14 protein-coding genes are annotated in these 19,861 nt (G+C 66.8%); 8 read left to right on the top strand and 6 right to left on the bottom strand.

Annotated features, from left to right (window positions below; translation table 11 throughout):
• The first annotated feature begins 152 nt into the window (after window positions 1–152).
• Window positions 153–1,148, top strand: a complete 996-nt coding sequence (locus tag CSW59_RS03870; protein WP_099442791.1) for a serine hydrolase — start codon at window positions 153–155, stop codon at window positions 1,146–1,148.
• Here the strand turns inward: CSW59_RS03870 and CSW59_RS03865 are convergent.
• Window positions 1,145–3,571, bottom strand: a complete 2,427-nt coding sequence (locus tag CSW59_RS03865; RefSeq protein WP_099442800.1) for an ATP-binding protein — start codon at window positions 3,569–3,571, stop codon at window positions 1,145–1,147. The two genes, CSW59_RS03870 and CSW59_RS03865, sit on opposite strands and share 4 nt — an antisense overlap.
• Window positions 3,572–3,912: 341 nt before the next feature.
• On the opposite strand from CSW59_RS03865, the gene CSW59_RS03860 reads away from it, so the two are divergent.
• The 6 genes from CSW59_RS03860 to CSW59_RS03835 all read left to right on the top strand — a co-directional run bounded on the left by CSW59_RS03860 (window position 3,913) and on the right by CSW59_RS03835 (window position 10,718).
• Window positions 3,913–5,127: an NADP-dependent isocitrate dehydrogenase gene (locus tag CSW59_RS03860; RefSeq protein ID WP_099442790.1), complete on the top strand. Its 1,215-nt coding sequence runs from the start codon at window positions 3,913–3,915 to the stop codon at window positions 5,125–5,127.
• Window positions 5,128–5,241: 114 nt separating this feature from the next.
• Window positions 5,242–5,808, top strand: a complete 567-nt coding sequence (locus CSW59_RS03855; protein ID WP_099442789.1) for a DUF2939 domain-containing protein — start codon at window positions 5,242–5,244, stop codon at window positions 5,806–5,808.
• Between the two features lie 22 nt (window positions 5,809–5,830).
• Complete coding sequence (locus CSW59_RS03850) at window positions 5,831–6,778, top strand: AEC family transporter (protein WP_099442788.1); 948 nt, start codon at window positions 5,831–5,833, stop codon at window positions 6,776–6,778.
• A 78-nt stretch (window positions 6,779–6,856) separates the two neighbouring features.
• Complete coding sequence (locus CSW59_RS03845; protein WP_099442799.1) at window positions 6,857–8,950, top strand: TonB-dependent siderophore receptor; 2,094 nt, start codon at window positions 6,857–6,859, stop codon at window positions 8,948–8,950.
• A gap of 9 nt (window positions 8,951–8,959) precedes the next feature.
• On the top strand, window positions 8,960–10,270 hold the full coding sequence (locus tag CSW59_RS03840) for a PepSY domain-containing protein (protein ID WP_099442787.1): 1,311 nt from the start codon (window positions 8,960–8,962) through the stop codon (window positions 10,268–10,270).
• Window positions 10,271–10,340: 70 nt separating this feature from the next.
• The gene (locus tag CSW59_RS03835) at window positions 10,341–10,718 is read left to right on the top strand and encodes a VOC family protein (RefSeq protein WP_099442786.1); all 378 of its coding nucleotides are present in this window, start codon (window positions 10,341–10,343) and stop codon (window positions 10,716–10,718) included.
• A 22-nt stretch (window positions 10,719–10,740) separates the two neighbouring features.
• On the opposite strand, the gene CSW59_RS03830 is transcribed toward CSW59_RS03835, so the two are convergent.
• From CSW59_RS03830 to recA, 4 genes are all read right to left on the bottom strand, one after another.
• Window positions 10,741–11,259, bottom strand: a complete 519-nt coding sequence (locus tag CSW59_RS03830; RefSeq protein ID WP_099442785.1) for a hypothetical protein — start codon at window positions 11,257–11,259, stop codon at window positions 10,741–10,743.
• Between the two features lie 123 nt (window positions 11,260–11,382).
• Complete coding sequence (gene alaS / locus CSW59_RS03825; protein ID WP_099442784.1) at window positions 11,383–14,025, bottom strand: alanine--tRNA ligase; 2,643 nt, start codon at window positions 14,023–14,025, stop codon at window positions 11,383–11,385.
• 140 nt (window positions 14,026–14,165) lie between these two features.
• Complete coding sequence (locus CSW59_RS03820; RefSeq protein WP_099442783.1) at window positions 14,166–14,600, bottom strand: lysozyme inhibitor LprI family protein; 435 nt, start codon at window positions 14,598–14,600, stop codon at window positions 14,166–14,168.
• A gap of 445 nt (window positions 14,601–15,045) precedes the next feature.
• Entirely contained in the window at window positions 15,046–16,116 is a 1,071-nt protein-coding gene (recA, locus tag CSW59_RS03815) for a recombinase RecA (protein ID WP_099442782.1), read from the bottom strand.
• 263 nt (window positions 16,117–16,379) lie between these two features.
• Between recA and CSW59_RS03810 the strand changes: the two genes are divergently transcribed.
• Entirely contained in the window at window positions 16,380–17,987 is a 1,608-nt protein-coding gene (locus CSW59_RS03810) for an EAL domain-containing protein (RefSeq protein WP_099442798.1), read from the top strand.
• Window positions 17,988–18,033: 46 nt separating this feature from the next.
• Here the strand turns inward: CSW59_RS03810 and CSW59_RS03805 are convergent, their stop codons facing one another.
• The gene (locus CSW59_RS03805; RefSeq protein WP_099442781.1) at window positions 18,034–19,857 is read right to left on the bottom strand and encodes a DUF885 family protein; all 1,824 of its coding nucleotides are present in this window, start codon (window positions 19,855–19,857) and stop codon (window positions 18,034–18,036) included.
• Between the last annotated feature and the right edge of the window lie 4 nt (window positions 19,858–19,861).

Here is a 19,861-nt window from a genome sequence, read left to right as displayed (position 1 = left end):
CGGCCAGCTGGGGTTCGTTCAGGATCACGCAGGGCGGCGCGGGTCGCGCCGAGGCGGACGGGTTTTCGTCGGTCATCCGCCCCCTTTGCCGCCGACTGCGTATCAGACGCAAGAGGGCAGGAGCTTAACCACTACAGGCGCGTTTAGGCAGGATGTACCGACGCGCCTTCCTGACCACCCTCGCCGCCCTGCCCCTACTCGCCGCCTGCGAGGAGAAACCGATGCTGGGCCAGGAAGAGCCGGCCATGGATTCCAAGGCCCTGCAAAAGGCGATGGAGCGCCTGGCCGCTCGCGCCGCCCCCGGGGTGCTGGGTGTCGCGGCCGAGGACCTCGGCACGCGCCAGGTCTGGGCTTTCAACGGCGACCGGCCGTTTGTCCTGGGCTCGGCCGTCCGTGTCCCGATCCTGGCGGCGGTGATGGCCGACCATGCCGCCGGCCGCCTCGACCCGAACGAGGTGATCACGGTGCGCGATGTCGACCTATCGCCGCCCCCCAGCGCCGTGGCCGACGCCTGGCCGGGTCGAAAATCCTACACGGTGGCGGCGCTGGAGGCCCTGGCGCGCGCCGGCGACAACACAGCGCTCGACCTGCTCGCCAAGCGGATCGGCGGCCCCGGTGGCGTCAATGGACTGCTCGCCGTACGACAGCTGGAGGGGATCTCGGTCGACCGCTATCGCCGACAGGCCGAGACCGAGGCGGCAGGCCTGTCCTCGTTTCGCGCGGACTGGAGGGGCGAGACCGCCTGGCGCCGCGCCCTCATGAGCGTCTCGGCCGATGAACGCGCCAGGGCGATCCGTCGGCGCGCGGTCGATCAGCGCGACACGGCCACGCCCGTGGGTCTGGTCCGGCTGCTGGAAGCGTTCAACACGCGCGAAGTCTTCGCCAGCGCGGAGCCTCGCCTGCTCCTTGGGAACGATCCCGGCTATCTGGCGACCGCCCTGCCTGCGGGAGCCAGGATCTGGCAGGCGGCCGGCGCGAACCGCAACGACCTGGGCCTTACGCCCGAGAGCCACGCCGTAGCCCTGATCGAACTGAAGGACGGTCGGCGTGTCGCCCTGGCGGCCTTCCTGTCCGGCTCCACGGCGAACGCCGCCGCGCGCGAGGCGATCCTCTCCGAGGCCGGCCGCACGGTGCTGAAGTCCTTCTAACCGCGCCGGGCGCGCGCCAACGCCTCGATCAGCAGGCCAGGATGCAGAGGCTTGGCCAGGTGCAGGTCCGCGCCGGCGGCCTGGGCGGCGGCGACGTGCTCTTCCATGGCGTTGGCGGTCAGCATGATCACCAGCATCGGCCGCGCGCCGGAAGCGGCTTCGCGCGCCCGGATGGCGCGGGTGGCCGAGAGGCCGTCCATCACCGGCATCTGCATATCCATCAGCACCGCGTCGAAGGGCTTCTCGTCCAGCGCCGCCAAGGCCGCTTCACCATCGGCGACCAGGGTCATGTCCACGCCGAACGGCTCCAGCACGATCTCGACGACCTTGCGGTTGGTGGGATGGTCCTCGGCGACCAGCACGCGCAGCCCTTCCAGGGAGACCGTCTCATCAGCCGCCTCGTCGGTTTCGGCCGGAAGCTCGGCGCAGCGTTGCAGGGGCAGGACAACCTCAAACCGCGCGCCCCGCCCCGGCGCGCCGTCGGCGCTGATCCGCCCGCCCATCTTTTCGGTCAGGGCCGCGCAGATCGACAGCCCCAGGCCCGTGCCGCCGTACTGGCGGGTGATCGACTGGTCGGCCTGGACGAAGCGCTTGAACAGCCGCTCGCGCACCGCCGCATCAAACCCGACGCCCGTGTCGCGCACGACAAAACGCAAGCTATTCTCGACCCGATCGACCTCCAGCGCCACTTCGCCCGTGTCAGTGAACTTCACGGCGTTGGCCAGCAGGTTGGACAGGATCTGGCTAATGCGCCCGGCGTCGCCTTCATAGGCCCCGACAGCGCCGGGAAAGACGGACCAACGGAAGTCCAACGCCTTGGCCCGCGCGGCGGCCGCGTGCAGCTCGGCGATGCCCTGGACCAGCCGCGTCAGGTCAAACGGCTCCGGCGCCAGCTGGAATTCGCCCGCCTCGATCTTGGACGCATCCAGGATGTCGCTGAGCACCTGCTCCAGCAATCGGCCTGACGAGGTGACCAGACCGGCCAGTTCGCGCCGGACGGCCGGGTCCTGCTCCTCGGCCAGGCGATCACCGATGGCGATGACGCCGTTCAGCGGCGTCCGCAACTCGTGGCTCATGTTGGCCAGGAAGACGGACTTGGCCTGGTTGGCGCGCTGCAGCTCCGCCGTGCGCTCGGCCACGCGCTCCTCCAGCGACCGCAGGAGCTCCTCGTTGCGGTCCCGCTGGCCGCGCAGCGAGCGCGCCAGGGCGCCGATCTCGTCCTCCCGTTCCTCGATGGGCGCGGCGGCCGCCGGATCGCCCAGCCTCTGGGCCTCGGCCAAGCCGTGCAGCGGCGCGACCACCATCTGGTCCGTCAGGCGATACAGCAGCAGAATCTGGGCGAGCACGCCCAGGAAGCCAAACAGCAGCACCCAGGAGGCCGTCTTCAGCGACGACCAGACGATATCGCTCGACGGGAAGGTCATCAGGAACCACCAGCCCGGCTCCATCAGACGACCGTAAGCGACCAGCCGGTCGCCGCGCGGCGCCAGCACCGTCCCCACGGCGCGGTTCTGCGCCTGGATGTGCTGGATCAGGCGCTTAAGGTCGTTGTTGACCTCGAAGCGGCGCAAGGCGAAGGCGTCGATCGCCCCCCTTCGCGAAAGTCCCTGGGCGGCGATCAGCTCGCCATTGTCGGCCACGATCATGTTGCGGCCATCGGGAAGCGCGTCTCCGACAGCCCGAAGCAGGTAGGAGTCGAGCGACAGGCTTGCCCCGAACGCGCCGATGAACCGGCCCTCCAGATAGAACGGCGTCAGGCAGGCGACGGTGAGCCGGCGGCCGGTCGGATCCGAGATCAGCCGGCGCAGCTTGGTGCACTTCATCAGCCGTTCGGGATTGTTCTTTGGCAGGGTCAGGAGGGTCATTTCCTCGCTGGCGATGCTGAGGTCCGGCGGGGCGTCGCGTCGATAGAACTGCAGCTTGTCCGCCCTTCGCGGCCCGAACATCACCAGCCGCGAGTCCGGCGTGAAGAAGTAGAAGTTGTCGTAGTGACGCAGCTGGGCCTCGCCGGTGGCGACCACCACGTCCAGCGCGGCCACGAACAGCGCTTTCTGGGCTGTCGTCAGCGTGGCGGCGCGCGGCAGGTAAGCCCCCACGCCATAGACGTAGCGCTCTCCGATGCGGGCCCCGTCGAACAGGCCCGGCGCCGACCGGCGCGTGCCGTCGCCGTACTCGGGAAACAGCGCGTCGAACCTGGCCAAGTCGCCGGCGTTCTCCCCATCCGCTAGACGCCGCGTCAGAGCCTCGGCGGCCGCGTCATGGATCTTGACCAGATCAGAGAACAGCCGGTCCTCGGTCTTCACGCGCTCGCCGACATAGGCGGCCAGGTGCCGGGTCTGGGTGTCGGCGGCGCTTTCGCGCACGAAGAAGAAGGCGGCGGCGGTGGCCACGCCGGTCACCGCGATCGACAGCATCGCGACCATGGTCAGCAGACGACGCGCCAGCGGCCGCGTAACCTGAGCATTCGTGGCTAGATTGCCGTTCACCGCGCCCCCGCGCCGGCCACTTCTGCGGACCGGTCTTGCTCTGAAATGCCAACCCTCGCGCTAAATCAAGAGCGCCCTTCCGACCGGTCGATCGCCCAGCGCCCCCGCCTGACGAACGACCGAAAACCGCGAACTCAAACATCGAACCCGCGCCGCGCGTCAACCGATCCGCTTTTCCCTCGCCACGCAACAGTCTATAGCGACCCGGTCCGCGCCGCGTCCTGGCCCTGTGCGCCAGGCCGCTCCAGGCGCGCCACCGCCAGAGGAACTGCCCCGCAATGGCCAAGATCAAAGTCGCCAATCCCGTCGTCGACATGGACGGGGACGAAATGACCCGGATCATCTGGAAGCTCATCAAGGATAAGCTGATCTTCCCGTACCTGGACCTGGAACTGGATTACTACGACCTTTCGGTTGAAAATCGCGACGCCACCGACGACCAGGTGACGATCGACGCAGCCAACGCGACCAAGAAGCACGGCGTCGCCGTCAAGTGCGCCACCATCACGCCGGACGAAGCTCGCGTGAAGGAATTCAATCTCAAGAAGATGTGGAAGTCGCCGAACGGCACGATCCGCAACATCCTGGGCGGCGTGATCTTCCGCGAGCCGATCATCTGCCAGAACGTGCCGCGTCTGGTGCCCGGCTGGACCCAGCCGATCATCGTCGGCCGCCATGCCTTCGGCGACCAGTACAAGGCCACCGACTTCCTGTTCCCCGGCAAGGGCACCCTGACGATGAAGTTCGTCGGCGAGGACGGCTCGGTCATCGAGCACGAGATCTACAAGGCCCCGTCGGCCGGCGTGGCCATGGGCATGTACAATCTGGACGAGTCGATCCGCGACTTCGCCCACGCCTCGTTCGCCTACGGCCTGAACCGCGGCTATCCGGTTTATCTCTCCACGAAGAACACGATCCTGAAAGCCTATGACGGCCGCTTCAAGGACATCTTCCAGGAAGTCTTCGACGCCGAATACGCCGACAAGTTCAAGGCCAAGGGCATCCACTACGAGCATCGCCTGATCGACGACATGGTCGCCTCGGCGCTGAAGTGGTCGGGCGGCTACGTCTGGGCCTGTAAGAACTACGACGGCGACGTGCAGTCGGACATCGTCGCCCAGGGCTTCGGGTCGCTGGGCCTGATGACCTCGGTGCTGATGACGCCGGACGGCAAGACGGTGGAAGCCGAGGCCGCTCACGGCACCGTCACCCGCCACTACCGCCAGCACCAGAAGGGCGAGAGCACCTCGACGAACTCGATCGCCTCGATCTTCGCCTGGACCCGTGGCCTGGCCCACCGCGCCAAGCTGGACAACAACCAAGCCCTGACCGACTTCGCCGCCACCCTGGAACGCGTCTGCATCGAAACCGTCGAGAGCGGCTACATGACCAAGGACCTGGCCCTGCTGGTCGGCGACAAGCAAGGCTGGCTGACCACCGAAGGCTTCCTCGACAAGATCGACGAGAACCTGAAGAAGGCCATGGCCGCCTAAGGCTTTAGCAAAAGCTGCAAGACGAGAACGCCCCCGAGACCCTCGGGGGCGTTTTTCGTTCTGGACGGCCGACCGTGAAGACTGGTCTATGCCGCCTGAAGCTCCGGAGGCCTCATGACCCTGCAGAAGCGGATCTGGGATCTGATCGTGCTGGCGATCTTCGCGTTCGCCGCCGCGTTCGTCTCCGCGCCCTGGTTCGCGTTCAGGGCGCTGAAGGCCGCCGTCCAGTACGAGGATGTGCAGGCGATCGGTGAGCTGGTCGATTTCCCCGCCGTCCGCCGCAGCCTGATGGCCCAGCTCATCGTGGACACGCCGGCCGCCAAGCCAGAAGCGCCCTCGATCTGGCGCGACCCGATGGGCGTCTTCAAGAAGGCCGTGGAACCGATCGCTCCGCCCGAGCCCAAGGTCGATCGCTATCTGACGGTGTCGGGCTTCAACGCCCTGACGCGGGGCTACGCGCCAGGCGCGGAGCCAGTGGAGCCTTCGCCTGGTGGCGCCCTCCAGCAGGCCATCAAGGGTCCCTACCCCGCCATAGGCTACTGGGATCCCAACCGCGTGCGCATCTCGGTCAAACGGCCGGGCGCGCGCGACAAGGTCACGGTCTTCACCTTCGAACGTCGCGCGCTGTTCGCCTGGCGCCTGGTCCATATCCGCCTGCCAGCTGACGAGCGCCAGGCCTGAGCTTGCATCCGAGGTTCCCGTCTTGATCGCTCTCGTCGCCGACATCCTGGTCCGCGTCTGGCCGTTCTTCCTGCTGGTCGGGGCCGGGTTGGTGCTGACCCGTCTGCGCCTTCTGAATGCTGATCAGGCGCGAGGCTTGTCGATCTACGTCTATTGGATCGGCTTCCCCGCCCTGTTGATCCACTCGCTGTCGCGCATGGGCCGCCCGACGCCTGAACTGACCACCGGCTTGGCGGCCTACGCCGTCGTGGGTCTGGCGGTCATGGCGGGGGTCGTCATGCTGGGCCGGGCGCTGAAATGGACAAAGGCCGAACAGGCCGGCGCGGCGATCACCAGCGGGGTCGGCAACAGCGCCTTCCTGACCCTGCCGATCACCGCGGCGGTCATGGGGGCCGAGACCGCGCGTCTGGTCGCCGGCGTCATCGCGGTAGACTTCGTGATCCTCTCGGCCGCCGGCGTGGGCCTGCTCGGCTGGGCGGCGGGCCGCTCGGTGTGGCGCTCGATCCTGCAAGCCTTCCGCAATCCCGTGGTCGCGGCCGCCTTCGCCGGTGTCGCCCTGGCCCTGCTGGACCTGAAGCCGCCCGAGGCGCTGGACCGCGCCCTGAGCCTGGCCGCTGCTTCGGGCAGCCCGGTCGGCCTTGTCGCGCTTGGCGCGGCGCTGGGCCTCCGCGAAGCCGAGGGTGAGGCCTCGCCCCACAAAGGTCCCATCGCCACGGCGGCGTTCGCCAAGCTCGCCCTGTTCCCGCTGCTGGCCTGGTTCGCCATCGGCCTGACGCTCGCGCCGCCGGCCTTCCGCGTCGGAGCGACCCTGCTGGCGGCCGCGCCCACCGCCGTCAGCGCCTTTATCCAGACCCGCGCCTATGACGTCTTCGCGCGAGGCGCGGCGCGCACCGTGGCCCTGACCACCGCCCTCGCGCTGCTGACTCTCGCAGTGGCCGTCCTGCTGCTGACACCGTCAGCCGCCCCTTAAGGCGCGGCGCGGTTTGACACCGGAAGACACGGCCAGTAGATGATTTTGCGAATCATTATCGTTCGCATCGAGGTCCGTATGTCCCCCAACTTCCGCGCCCTTCTGTTGGGTGGCGCCGCACTGGCCTGCGCCGGTGTTTCCGGCATCGCCTTCGCAGCGGAAACCGACAGCCGCGACGCCAGCGCCAACGAGGTCGATCGCGTGGTGATCACCGGCGCGCGGACCCGCACCTCGGCGGTGACGGGCCTCGACATGAGCCTACGTGAAACGCCCCAGTCCGTGACCTTGGTCAATCAGGAGCGGATCCGGGACTTCGCCCTGACCGACGTCAACCAGCTGCTGGCCCAGGTGACGGGCGTCAATGTCGAGAAGGTCGAGACCGACCGCACCTATTACAACTCGCGAGGCTTCGACATCACCAACTTCCAGGTCGACGGCGTCGGTTTGCCGTTGATCTGGGGCATCCAGTTCGGCGAGCTGGACACCGTTCTGTTCGATCGCGTCGAGGCCGTGCGCGGCGCCAACAGCATGATGACCGGCACGGGCAATCCGTCGGCGACGATCAACTATGTGCGCAAGCGCCCCACCAACACCTTCCAGGCCTCGGCGGCGGCGCAGTACGGTTCGTGGGACAGCTACCGCCTCGAGGCCGACGTTTCGGGGCCGCTGAACGCCTCCGGCACGCTGGCTGGCCGCCTGATCTACGCCAACGAGGACAAGGACAGCTATCTCGACCACTACCACGTCAACCGCAACGTCTATGGCGCTCTGCTGGCCTGGGAGGCCACGTCCAAGCTCACCGCCACGGTCGGTTGGTCGATGCAGGACAATCGCGCCAGCGGCAACAACTGGGGCGCCCTGCCCCTGACCTATAGCGACGGCTCGCTGATCCACTATCCACGCTCAGCCTCGACCTCGGCGGACTGGACGCACTGGAACGTCAAGGACCAGACGGGCTTTGGCGAGCTGGCCTGGAAGTTTGACAACGGCTGGCAATTCAAGGCCATCGGCACGCTCAAGCGCTTCGAGGAGAACGCCAAGCTGCTCTACGCCTATGGCGCGCCGGACAAGACCACGGGCCTGGGCGTCCTGGGCATGGCCGGCGTCTATCCGTCGGTCTATGAGAGCGCCAGCCTGGACGCCTACGCCTCAGGTCCGTTCCAACTGTTTGGGCGCTCCCATCAGCTGGTGGTCGGGGGCCAAGTCTCCCGCTCGCACGGCCACGAGTACGAGGCCTTCTCGAACGATGCGATCGTCTACGGCCCGGTCGGGAGCTGGGCTGGCGTTCAGCCGGCGGAACCGAGCTTCCCCGACGCCTATCTCGCCGCCGACCAGGTGGACCGCCAGGCCCGTTTCTACGCCGCCACCCACCTCAGCCTCAGCGACAAGCTGAAGGCGGTCGTGGGCTTCAACGCCCTGAAGCTGAAGTCCAAGGGCTTCTCGTACGGCGTCGACACCCCGCGCGATGACGAGAAGGTCAGCCCCTATGTCGGTGCGGTCTATGACCTGAACGCCAACGTCTCGCTGTACGCCAGCTACACCGACATCTTCAATCCGCAGTCGGAGATCGACGTCAACCACCAGACCCTGGCCGCCGCGCACGGCAAGGCCTACGAGGCCGGCGTCAAGAGCGAGTGGTTCGACGGCCGGCTGTACCTGACCGGCGCGGTGTTCACGTCGCGTCAGAACGGTCTGGCCGAATATGCAGGGACCTTCACCGACACGCTCCAGAGCTACTACGCCGGCGTCGACACCAAGGCGACGGGCTACGAGCTAGAGGCCGTCGGCGCCATCAACGCCCAATGGCGCGTCAGCCTGGGCTGGACGGACCTTTCGATCGAGGACGGCGATGGCGACAAGGCCCGCACCTACCTGCCGCGCAAGACGCTGAAGGCCTCGACCACCTACACGATCCCGACCCTCCGCAATCTGACCCTGGGCGCCCAGCTGCGCTGGCAGGACGAGATCTATCAGCAGGACGTGACGCGGCTGGAGCAGAAGGCCTATGGCGTGGTCGACCTGATGGCGGGGATCGACGTCACCGACAAGGTGCGGGCGACCCTCAATCTGAAGAACGCGACGGACAAGACCTATCTGACTAGCCTGATGTGGAACCAGTCCTACTACGCCGCGCCGCGCAGCGTGTCGGTGCGGCTGGACTACGCGTTCTAGGCCGGTCCGATGGATGCGCGCACCCCGTCACCGCTGACACGAAAGGCGCGAGCCTCGGTGTCCCCAAGGCTGGCCGTGCGGCCAACCCTGGGCTTCCTGCACCGCTGGGGCGGGCTGGCCATCGCGGCCTTCCTGTTCATTTCGGGCGTGACGGGGGCGATCATCTCCTGGGACCACGAGCTGGACGACCTGCTCAATCCCCACCTCATGCAGGCCCGCACCGACGGTCCCTCCCTGCCCCCGCTGGAGCTGGCCAAGCGCATCGAGGCGCGCGACCCTCGCGTGCAGGTCACCTACATCCCGCTGACGCCCGAACCCGGCGAGGCCTACGCCTTTGGCGTCGAGCCCAAACGCGATCCGGCCACCGGCAAGCTGTTCGAGCCGGGCTACAATCAGGTCTTCATTGATCCGGCGACCGGCGACGAGCAGGGGCGCCGGGAATGGGGCGCGGCTTGGCCGATCACCTCCGAGACCTTCGTCTCGTTCCTCTATGTGCTCCACTACAGCCTGCATATTCCGGCGATGTGGGGGATCGACCGCTGGGGCGTCTGGCTGATGGGCGTCGTCGCCGTCATCTGGACGCTGGACTGCTTCGTCGGCTTCTACCTGACCCTACCCTCTCGCGCCTCGACCCAAAAAAACAAGAATGGCAAGAGCGGCAAGAGCTTCTGGAGCCGCTGGAAGCCCGCCTGGCAGATCAAGACCAAGGCCAGCGCCTATCGGATCAATTTCGACATCCACCGAGCCTTCGGCTTATGGCTGTGGGGCGTGCTGTTTACCGTGGCCTTCACGGCCTTCTCGCTGAACCTCTACAGCGAGGTGTTCTATCCGGCGCTGTCCAAGATCTCGAAGACCACGCCGGGTCCGTTCGAGTTGCGCGCGCCCGCGCCCCTGGACCAGCCCATTGTCGCCCGACGGACCTATGCCGAAGTCATCGAGACCGCCAAGGCCGAGGCCAAGGCGCGCGGCTGGAGCGTCCCTGCAGGCGGAGCCTTCTACTCGCCGGCCTATGGCATCTATGGCGTAGGCTTCTTCGAACCCGGCGGAGGTCATGGCGCGGCGGGCGTCGGCCCGCCCTATCTCTACTACGACGGTCAGACCGGCCAGTTCGTCGGACAGCGCCTGCCATGGGTCGGGACAGCAGCCGACATCTTCGTACAGGCGCAGTTCCCGCTGCATTCGGGCCGCATCCTGGGCTTGCCGGGACGGATCTTGATCTCCTTGACCGGCATCGTCGTCGCCGCGCTCAGCGTCACCGGCGTCGTGATCTGGTGGAAGAAGCGCAAGGCGCGAACAAAGCGCAAGGTCCGCGCCATCTGACATAGGCCAGGCGAGCTGCTGACATGGATTGTCAGCGGTCCGACCTAGGGTGGTGTCGGAAGGAGACACCATGATCAGCTACATCACCATCGGCGCCAGCGACATCGATCGCGCCGGCGCCTTTTACGACGCCGTGCTGGGCGCGCTGGGCAGTCAGCGCTTGTGGCGACAAGGCGACTGGATCGGCTACGGCCCCGACCCTGAGCACGCTACCGTGATGATCTGCTCGCCCGAGAACGGCCTGCCCGCTAAGGCCGGCAATGGCATCATGGTCGGGCTGAAGGCGGACTCGCCCCAGCAGGTCGACGCCTTCCACGCCGCCGCCATGGCCCATGGCGGCAGCTGCGCTGGCCCGCCGGGACCGCGTCCCAACTATGGCGAGGGCCACTACCTGGCCTATGTGCGCGATCCCGACGGCAACAAACTGTCGGCGTTTCTGAAGAGCTAGACGCGCCTAGAGACCCAAGGGTTCAACCCGGCCCTTGGCCCGTAAGCAGACTGGAGGTCGGCGGGCCGCCGGGCCTGCCCTGGTCGCCGGCCTTCCAGCCAGTCGGGCAAGGTCCGAGCCGGTGATAACGCCGCGACTGGACGATCTTGCCGCCGGCGTCCTGCAAGGGCTGCAAGGCGAAGCGGACGGTGAAGTCGTCGGCCGCCTTGCGCGTCGTCGTGACGTAGAGCCCATAGCGCGAGCCGCCCGCCTCGCAGCGAACGATGCGCTCCTCGGGCGTATCCTTGGCGGGCTGGCCGACTGGCAAGCAGGGCAGTCCCCCGACCTGAGGCTCCACGCGCGTGAACGCGCTTACCAGTTCAGGATTTGCGCAGATATCGACGGCGCCCGCCTGACCGCCGGAATCCTCGACGACCGCGACCCGCCAAAGCGACGGCGCCGTGAAATGGACTGGCGTCTTGGCCACCTCGCGCTCGCAGCCTGCGAGGACCAGAACAAGGCCTACGGCCGCAAGCCGCCGCATCGTCATCGTGAAGGACATGGGCCACGCCTTGTTGAATTACACACGTAACTCAATTGAGGCTTGATCCGCATCGCCGTCAAGCGACCACGAAAAAGGGGACGCCTTTCGACGTCCCCTATCGTTTCTCAGATCCCTATCGGATCAGCCGGCCAGCGCCGCCTTGACCGCAGCGAGACCGTCCTGGGCCTTGCTGTCGTCCGGCGCGCCGCCCTGGGCGAAGTCGGCCTTGCCGCCGGCGCCCTGGCCGCCCATGGCGATCACGGCGGCCTTGGCCAGATCAGCGGCGCTGAACTTGGCCGTCAGGTCGGCGGTAACCGCCACCGTCACGGCGGCCTTGCCGTCGGACGTGCCGACCAGGGCCACGACGCCCGAGGTCAACTGCTTCTTGAACTCCTCGGCCACGCCGCGCAGCTCCTTGCCGCCGACGCCGTCCAGGACGCGGGCGATCAGGGCCACGCCGTTCACATCTTCCGGACCCGAGGCCGCGCCGCCGCCACCCAGGGCCAGTTGCTTCTTGGCTTCGGCCAGCTCCTTCTCCAGGCGCTTGCGGTCGGCGATCAGGGCATCGACGCGGGTGACGACTTCGGCCACCGGGGTCTTGAACTGGTCGGCCAGCGACTTGGCCACGCCTGCCTGGTCCAGCAGGAAGCGGCGGGCCGCCTCGCCGGTCAGGGCCTCGATGCGGCGCACGCCGGCGGCGACGCCCTGCTCGGAGACGATCTTGAACAGGGCGATATCGCCGGTGCGGGCCACGTGGGTGCCGCCGCACAGTTCGACCGAATAGGCCTTGGCCTCGTCGGTCAGCGACTGGCCCAGGGTCAGAACGCGGACGCTGTCGCCGTACTTTTCGCCAAACAGCGCGACCGCGCCGGCCTCGATGGCCTCCTGCGGGGCCATTTCCTTGGTCTCGGCCGGGACGTTCTGGCGGATCACCGCATTGACCTCGGCCTCGATCTTTTCGAGCTCTTCTGGCGTCAGCGGGCCGCCGTGGCTGAAGTCGAAGCGCATGCGTTCGCCATCGACCATCTGGCCCTTCTGGGCGACGTGCGGGCCCAGCACATGGTGCAGGGCCGCATGCACCAGGTGCGCGGCCGAGTGGTTGGAACGGGTCGTGTGACGACGATCAGCGTCAACCGAGGCGACAACCTGGTCGCCGACCTTCAGATCGCCCGTGAGCTCGACGCGGTGAACGTGCAGTTCGCCCGCCTGCTTCTGGGTGTCGATGACGCGGCTCTCGCGGCCATTAGCCTCGATGACGCCGGTGTCGCCGGCCTGACCGCCGCTCTCGGCGTAGAAGCTGGTGCGGTCCAGCAGGACCTCGACGGTCGTCCCGGCCGAGGCGCTTTCGACCTCGGCGCCGTCCACGACGATCGCCTTAACGACGCCGGTGGTCTCAGTGGTCTCGTAGCCCACGAAGTCGGTGGCGCCGGCCTTTTCCTTGATCGCGAACCAGGCGGCGGCGGCGCCCTGCTGGCCCGAGCCCGCCCAGTTGGCGCGCGCCATCTCGCGTTGCTTCTGCATGGCCGCGTCGAAGCCGTCGGTGTCGACGGTCAGGCCCTTGGCCCGCACGGCGTCCTGGGTCAGGTCCAGCGGGAAGCCGTAGGTGTCGTAAAGCTTGAAGGCGGTCTCGCCATCCAGCACGCCGCCGGCGGCCAGGTTGGCGGTCGCCTCGTCCAGCAAGCCCATGCCGCGGCCCAGGGTCGTGCGGAAGCGCTCTTCTTCCTGGCGCAGGGTCTCGACGATCGAGGCCTCGGCGCGGCGCAGCTCCGGATAGGCCTGGCCCATCTCGGCCACCAGGGTCGGGGCAAGACGGTGCATCAGGGGCTCGTTCGCGCCCAGCAGATAGGCGTGGCGCATGGCGCGGCGCATGATCCGGCGCAGGACGTAGCCGCGACCTTCGTTCGAGGGCGACACACCGTCGGCCAGCAGGAACGAGGATGAGCGCAGGTGGTCGGCGATCACCCGGTGCGACGGCGCCTGGGCGCCTTCGGCCTTGACGCCGGTCAGCTCGACGCTGGCGGCGATCAGGGCTTTGAACAGGTCGATGTCGTAGTTGTCGTGCTGGCCCTGCAACACGGCGGCGATCCGCTCCAGGCCCATGCCGGTGTCGATCGAGGGCTTGGGCAGCGAGACGCGCTCGCCGCCGGCCAGCTGCTCGAACTGCATGAAGACGAGATTCCAGATCTCGATGAAGCGGTCGCCGTCTTCATCGGGGCTGCCCGGAGGGCCGCCGGCGATCGAGGGGCCGTGGTCGTAGAAGATTTCCGAGCAAGGGCCGCACGGGCCGGTGTCGCCCATGGACCAGAAGTTGTCGCTGGTCGGGATGCGGATGATGCGGTCGTCCGACAGGCCGGCGATCTTCTTCCACAGGTCGGCCGCCTCGTCGTCGGTGTGATAGACCGTGACCAGCAGCTTGTCCTTGGGCAGCTTGAACTCAGCCGTAAGCAGGGTCCAGGCATGGTGGATCGCCTGTTCCTTGAAGTAGTCGCCGAACGAGAAGTTGCCCAGCATCTCGAAGAAGGTGTGGTGGCGAGCGGTATAGCCGACGTTATCCAGGTCGTTGTGCTTGCCGCCGGCGCGGACGCACTTCTGCGAGCTGGCCGCGCGCGGATGAGCCGGCGTCTCGGCGCCGGTGAAGACGTTCTTGAACGGCACCATGCCCGCGTTCACGAACAGCAGGGTCGGATCGTTCTGCGGCACCAGCGGCGCGGACGGCGTGACCGCGTGGTCGGCCTTGCCGAAATAGTCGAGGAAGGTGCTGCGGATCTCGTTCAAGCTGGGCATGAGCGTCTCAAGTCTTAAGCGTCCGGCGAGCGGCCGGGAGTCGCGCGCTGCATAGCGCGGTTTTTAGCGAAGGGGAAACCGACTCGGCAGATAGGGGCGCGTTGCGCGCAGGCAAAGCCCCTTCCCACCATCGCAGATCGTCACCGAAGCCCTTCGGCGAGCGCCGCCGCCAGGTCGGGCCGCGGCAGGATCGGCGGCGTGCTGTCGGGATAGGTCAGCCAGTCGCGCCACAGCGAGAATACCCGCAGCCGCGTGAGGCTGATCTGGCAATCCAGCGCGACGGTCGTACGGATCGTTCCCTCGCGCCAATAGCTGTAGACGGCCCCGCACTCCGCATCTCGATAGGTTCGCCAAGCTGTCTGAGCGCGCGCCAGTTCCGACAGGGCATCATTGGCGGGAGCGCGATGTTCGGCCGTAAGCCTTGCCACCGCCGCGTCGTAATAGCGATCCATCTCCTTATCGAGGTCCATGAGCGCCGCGCCCAGGCAGGTGTTGACCTCGATCGTGGTCACAGCGTTGGGGCATCGCGGCTGCGGAACGCTCGCGAGCGCGAGGGCGAACAGAAGAGCGGACAAGGAGACTCCCAGGGTCGGAAACTGAAGACAGGCTCGACATCCAGAGGCCGGACGGGGTGGACGTCAAGCGACCGCGCCCTCAGCCGCGAGAGAGAGCGTACGCAAGAGAACGCGCCAGAGAGCCCGCGCGGCCGTCTAGCCAGTCGCTTTGGAGCCCCAGGGCTCCTTGCCGGCTTGCCCCCGCTCGCCTTCCGCCCTTCCCCGCGCATCGCGCCCAAAGAAAATAGGCCGCCTGGCATGGGGTCCAGGCGGCCTGATCGCGGCCGTCGCGGCGGTGGCGCCGCGGGCGTGTTGAAGGCGGGGACCGCCCGAGGCTTTAAGCGAGGGCCGCGAAACCCTGGAGCGTTCCGATCCGACTAGATCGCAACGCTCTAATCTCTTGTTTCAACGCATTTTCTGACGACGAACCGGTATTCACTTGGTCGGAAAATGCTCTGGGCGAGACCTATTCCTCCTCGCCCTCCTCCGGACCGCCGACCAGAAGCTCTTCCTCGATCTTCTGAGACGACTTGCGGACGGCCGCCTCGATGCTGCCGGCGATGTCCGGATTGTTCTTCAGGAACTCGCGGACATTGTCGCGGCCCTGGCCGATGCGCTGGCTGCCGTACGAGAACCAGGAGCCGGCCTTCTCGATGATGCCGGCCTTGACGCCCAGGTCGATCACCTCGCCCAGCTTGGAGATGCCCTCGCCGTACATGATGTCGAACTCGACCTCGCGGAACGGCGGGGCCACCTTGTTCTTGACCACCTTCACGCGGACATTGTTGCCGATGATCTCGTCACGGACCTTCACCGAGCCGGTGCGGCGGATATCCAGACGCACCGAGGCGTAGAACTTCAGCGCGTTGCCGCCGGTGGTGGTTTCGGGGCTGCCGTACATCACCCCGATCTTATGACGGATCTGGTTGATGAAGATGACGATGGTGTTGGCCTTGTTGATCGAGGCGGTCAGCTTGCGCAGCGCCTGGCTCATCAGACGGGCCTGCAGGCCCGGCAGGCTGTCGCCCATCTCGCCTTCGATTTCAGCCTTGGGCGTCAGGGCCGCGACGGAGTCGATCACGACAATGTCGACAGCGCCCGAGCGCACCAGGGTGTCGGTGATCTCCAAAGCCTGTTCGCCGTTGTCAGGCTGCGAGACCAGCAGGTTGTCGAGATTGACGCCCAGCTTGAACGCGTAGGACGGGTCCAGCGCGTGCTCGGCGTCGACGAAGGCCGCGGTGCCGCCGGCCTTCTGAACCTCGGCCACCACGTGCAGGGCCAAGGTGGTCTTACCCGAGCTCTCCGGACCATAGACCTCGATGATCCGCCCCTTGGGCAGACCGCCAATGCCGAGCGCGATGTCGAGCCCGAGCGAGCCGGTGGAGACGGACTCCATCTCGACCTTGCCCTTTTCGCCCAGCTTCATCACCGAGCCCTTGCCGAACGCGCGGTCGATCTGGGCGAGAGCCGCCTCTAGCGCGCGTTGCTTATCGCCTTCTTCCTTGGCCACGAGTTTCAAAGCCGCCTGACTGGTCATTGTTGGTCCGCCCTCTATCCCATGATTCCGATGGGTCGCCCGGCGCTTCCAGCGCCCTGTCGCAACGACCTGTGGAACACCCTTAATGCGTACCGCCTTTGTTCTAAGTTCGCAAGATGTTCTCAAGCATAGAAACGTCCGTTTCTGACGTAGGCGCTCGACGTTGAAAAAATGGGCTGTGGTTGAGTTGCTAAACCATGGGTCTGCAACCGCTCCTTAAGCCAATTGTGGAAGCTTCCAAGTCAGTCTTGGAGAAGGCCGCTTTGTCGATCGATCCTCGTCGCCTTTTGGGCCTCGCCTTCGCCAGCGCCGATCTCCTCGTGGAGTTGCGTGGCGGTCAGGTGCGTCTGGCCTTGGGCGCGGCTCAAAGGATCATGGGCAGAAGCGAAGCCGCCCTGATGGGCGCGGCCTGGAGCGCGCTTTTCCACCCGGATGACCGCCCCCTGATGGACGCTGTCCTCGCGTCGGCGGACGACGGCCAGCGTCGAGGCCCGATTGTGCTGCGCCTTGCCGACGATCAGGCACGGCACGTCGGGGTCATCCTGCGCGCCCTGCCCGAGAACGAAGGCCGCATTTCGTGCGCCGTGACCGCCGCCCAGGCGTCCGCGCCCGCGCTGAAGCCCGGCGAGCTGCAACCTCGCGAGTCGTTCGACGACATCGCCAAGGGCCTATTCGAGGCCGCCCGCGCGACCGGCATGGAGCTGGAGCTGGCGATGGTCGAGTTCGCGGGCCTGGGCGCCATGCGCGATGGCCTGTCGCCAAGCGAGGCCGCCGAACTGGACGTCCGGGTCGCCGGCGCGGTGCGCGCGGAGTCCCATGGCGGCTCGGCCGCCACCCAGCTGTCGCAGGACCGCTTCGCCCTGGTGCGCTCGCGTGACGAGCAGTCGGAAACGATGCTCAAGCGCCTTAGCCGGATCGTCAATGCCGAGGCCAGCGCCCACGTGGTGCCGCTGGAGAACGCCGCGCCGCCGTCACGGGCCTTGCGGGCCTTGCGCTATGCCCTCGACGACTTCCTGCGCGCTGGGCTGAAGGAAGGCCCGCCCGCCAACCTGACCGAGGCGATGAATCGTTCGGTCAAGCGCACCTTGGCCCAGGCCGGCGCCTTGAGTGCGGTCATCACCCAGCGCCGCTTCAACCTCGCCTTCCAGCCGGTTGTCGCGCTGTCGACCGGCCAGGCCCACCACCACGAGGCGCTGGTGCGGTTCGAGGACGGCGCCAGCCCCTTCGCCATGATCCGCATGGCCGAGGAGTTCGACCTGATCGAGGAGCTCGACAAGGTCGTGGTGGAGCAGGTGATCAAGCGCCTGGCCAACGACTACGAAGGCAAGCTGAAGCTGGCGGTGAACATTTCGGGCCGCACGATCGTCAGCGAGACCTTTGTCGACCACATCGACCGCATGCTGGCCCGCTTCGACAACGCCAAGGGCCGCCTGATATTCGAGATCACCGAGACCTCGGCGATCGACGACCTGCCGTACGCCAACCAGAACATCCAGGCGCTGCGGTCCATGGGCTCGATGGTGTGCCTGGACGACTTCGGAGCCGGCTCGGCCTCGTTCGCCTATCTGCAGCAGCTGAACCTGGACATCGTGAAGATCGACGGCTGCTATGTCCGCGAGCTGGCTGACAACAGCCGCGACGGCGCCATGGTCCGCCATTTGGTGCAGATGTGCCGCGACCTGAAAATCCGCACCGTCGCCGAGATGGTCGAGACGCCGGAAGTCGAGGACATCGTCCGCAGCGCCGGCGTCGACTTCGCTCAGGGCTGGCTCTACGGCAAGGCCGCCGAAAAGCCCTCCCCCGCCCTGCGCCATACCGCACCTGTTCGCGCTATGGCGCGACGCGCGGGCGCTTCCGAGAGCTGGGGATAAAGGAGCGCCCCTCCCCCGGAACCGGAGGAAGAGCGCCAGATAGGCCTTAGGCCTTGCCTCCCTTGGCGACGATGTAGTTGTCGACGACCTGCTCCAGCACGGTCAGCGGCGTCATGCCCGACAGCAGAGCCGCGTCGTGGAACTCGCGGATGTCGAACTTCTTGCCCAGCGCCTTCTGGGCCTTGGCGCGGGCGCGCAGGAACACGATCTTGCCGATCATGTAGCTGCAGGCCTGGCCCGGCCAAACGACGTAACGCTCGATCTCGGTGATCGCGCCGCTTTCCTCGTCGCCCATGGTCTCGGCCATGTACTTGATGGCCTGCTCGCGGCTCCATTTCTTGTGGTGCATGCCGGTGTCGACCACCAGGCGCACAGCGCGGAACAGGGCGTCGTGCAGCATGCCGATCTGGCCGCGCGGGTCGTCCTTGTAGATGCCCATCTCAACGGCCAGCTGCTCGGAATAGAGCGCCCAGCCCTCGGCGTAGCCCGAGAAGCCAATGATCTTGCGGATCATGGGCAGGCCCTGGGCTTCGTTAGACAGCGAAAGCTGCAGGTGGTGACCCGGAACCCCCTCGTGCACCGTCAGCGTGGTCAGGGTGTACTTGGCCTGCTCCTTGGTGTCGCGCAGGTTGATCCAGTAGATGCCGGGACGCTTCCCATCCAGCGAAGGCGAGTTGTAGTAGCCGCCCGGCGCGCCGGCCTCGATCGCCTTGGGCACGCGGCGGATTTCCAGCGGCGCCTTGGGCAGCTGGCCGAAATAGGCCGGCAGCTGCTTTTCGATCCACTTGGCCTTCTCGTTGAGGTCCTTGATCAGCTGTTCCTTGGCCTCATCCGTGTTCGGATAGAAGTCCTCGCCCAGCTTGCGCATCCGGTCGCCGACCGTGCCCTTGGTCATGCCGATCTTCTTGAACAGCTTATCGGCCTCGGCCTCGATCGACTTGACCATGTCCAGACCCAGCTGGTGGATCTCGTCGGGCGTCAGGGTCGAGGTCGTGTAGTTCTTCAGCGACAGCGCGTAGTAGTCAGCGCCGCCCTTCAGCCGCCAGACGCCCGCATCATGCGTGGCCTTCGGGCGGATGCTCTCCATCAGCGCGATCTGACGCTTCAGCGCCGGCAGCACCGAGTTCTCATAGATCTTCGAGGCCTCGCCCGCCCAGTCACCGGCGATCTTCTTGTCCTTGGTCCGACGCGCGATCGACTTGACCAGCGGCGCCTCGGCCGTCGGCGTGTCGGCGAAGGCGCGCATCTGGATCAAGGCCTTGTCGATGACGAAGTCCGGCGGGATCACGCCGTCGGCGATGTCGCGCTTGGCGATCGCCGTCTCCTGATCCATCAGCCGCGCGAAACCCTCCATCCGCGAGAGATAGGCGTCAGCATCGGCCTTGGTCTCGATGCTGTGCTGGGTGTCGAGGAAGTCGGGCATGTACTGGTAGCTGCCCGTCAGCTGGCTCAGCGCGTAAGGCGCGCCCGAGCCGCCGCCCGCATAGGTGAACTTCTTGTTGCCCTCGTCCTGCACCGACAGGATGAACTCGACCGTGTCGTAGTTCACCGCATCCATGCCCTTGAGCGCGCGACGGTCGATGGCGCGCAGGGCGGCCAGCTGCTTGCTGGTCATCGCTTGACCGGCCTCGATAGCGGCGAACGAACGATCGCCCAGCAGTCCCTTGGTCCAGGCCAGATCGCCGTTGTCGAGGCCAAGGCCGGTGGCGGTCTCGGGTGACTGGCGAAGCTGGATCGCCATCGCCTCGTCGAACAGGGCGTTCAGCTTGGCGACCTCGCCCTCGCGGGCCAGGGCCAGGGACGGCAGGCCGCCCGTAGCGGCGAACCCCGCCGCAGCGGAGGCGAACATCATCTGACGGCGATTGAGCAAGGCT

Source organism: Caulobacter sp. BP25, assembly GCF_002737755.1.
Classification (GTDB): domain Bacteria; phylum Pseudomonadota; class Alphaproteobacteria; order Caulobacterales; family Caulobacteraceae; genus Caulobacter.
This window is presented reverse-complemented; position numbering and strand designations above follow the sequence as displayed.

Excerpts from the sequence above, each read along its gene's own strand:
- CSW59_RS03870 (WP_099442791.1), top strand. The coding sequence starts at position 153 with ATGTACCGACGCGCCTTCCTGACCACCCTCGCCGCCCTGCCCCTACTC.
- CSW59_RS03865 (WP_099442800.1), bottom strand. The coding sequence starts at position 3,571 with ATGGTCGCGATGCTGTCGATCGCGGTGACCGGCGTGGCCACCGCCGCC.
- CSW59_RS03860 (WP_099442790.1), top strand. The coding sequence starts at position 3,913 with ATGGCCAAGATCAAAGTCGCCAATCCCGTCGTCGACATGGACGGGGAC.
- CSW59_RS03855 (WP_099442789.1), top strand. The coding sequence starts at position 5,242 with ATGACCCTGCAGAAGCGGATCTGGGATCTGATCGTGCTGGCGATCTTC.
- CSW59_RS03845 (WP_099442799.1), top strand. The coding sequence starts at position 6,857 with ATGTCCCCCAACTTCCGCGCCCTTCTGTTGGGTGGCGCCGCACTGGCC.
- CSW59_RS03840 (WP_099442787.1), top strand. The coding sequence starts at position 8,960 with ATGGATGCGCGCACCCCGTCACCGCTGACACGAAAGGCGCGAGCCTCG.
- CSW59_RS03835 (WP_099442786.1), top strand. The coding sequence starts at position 10,341 with ATGATCAGCTACATCACCATCGGCGCCAGCGACATCGATCGCGCCGGC.
- CSW59_RS03830 (WP_099442785.1), bottom strand. The coding sequence starts at position 11,259 with ATGTCCTTCACGATGACGATGCGGCGGCTTGCGGCCGTAGGCCTTGTT.
- alaS (WP_099442784.1), bottom strand. The coding sequence starts at position 14,025 with ATGCCCAGCTTGAACGAGATCCGCAGCACCTTCCTCGACTATTTCGGC.
- recA (WP_099442782.1), bottom strand. The coding sequence starts at position 16,116 with ATGACCAGTCAGGCGGCTTTGAAACTCGTGGCCAAGGAAGAAGGCGAT.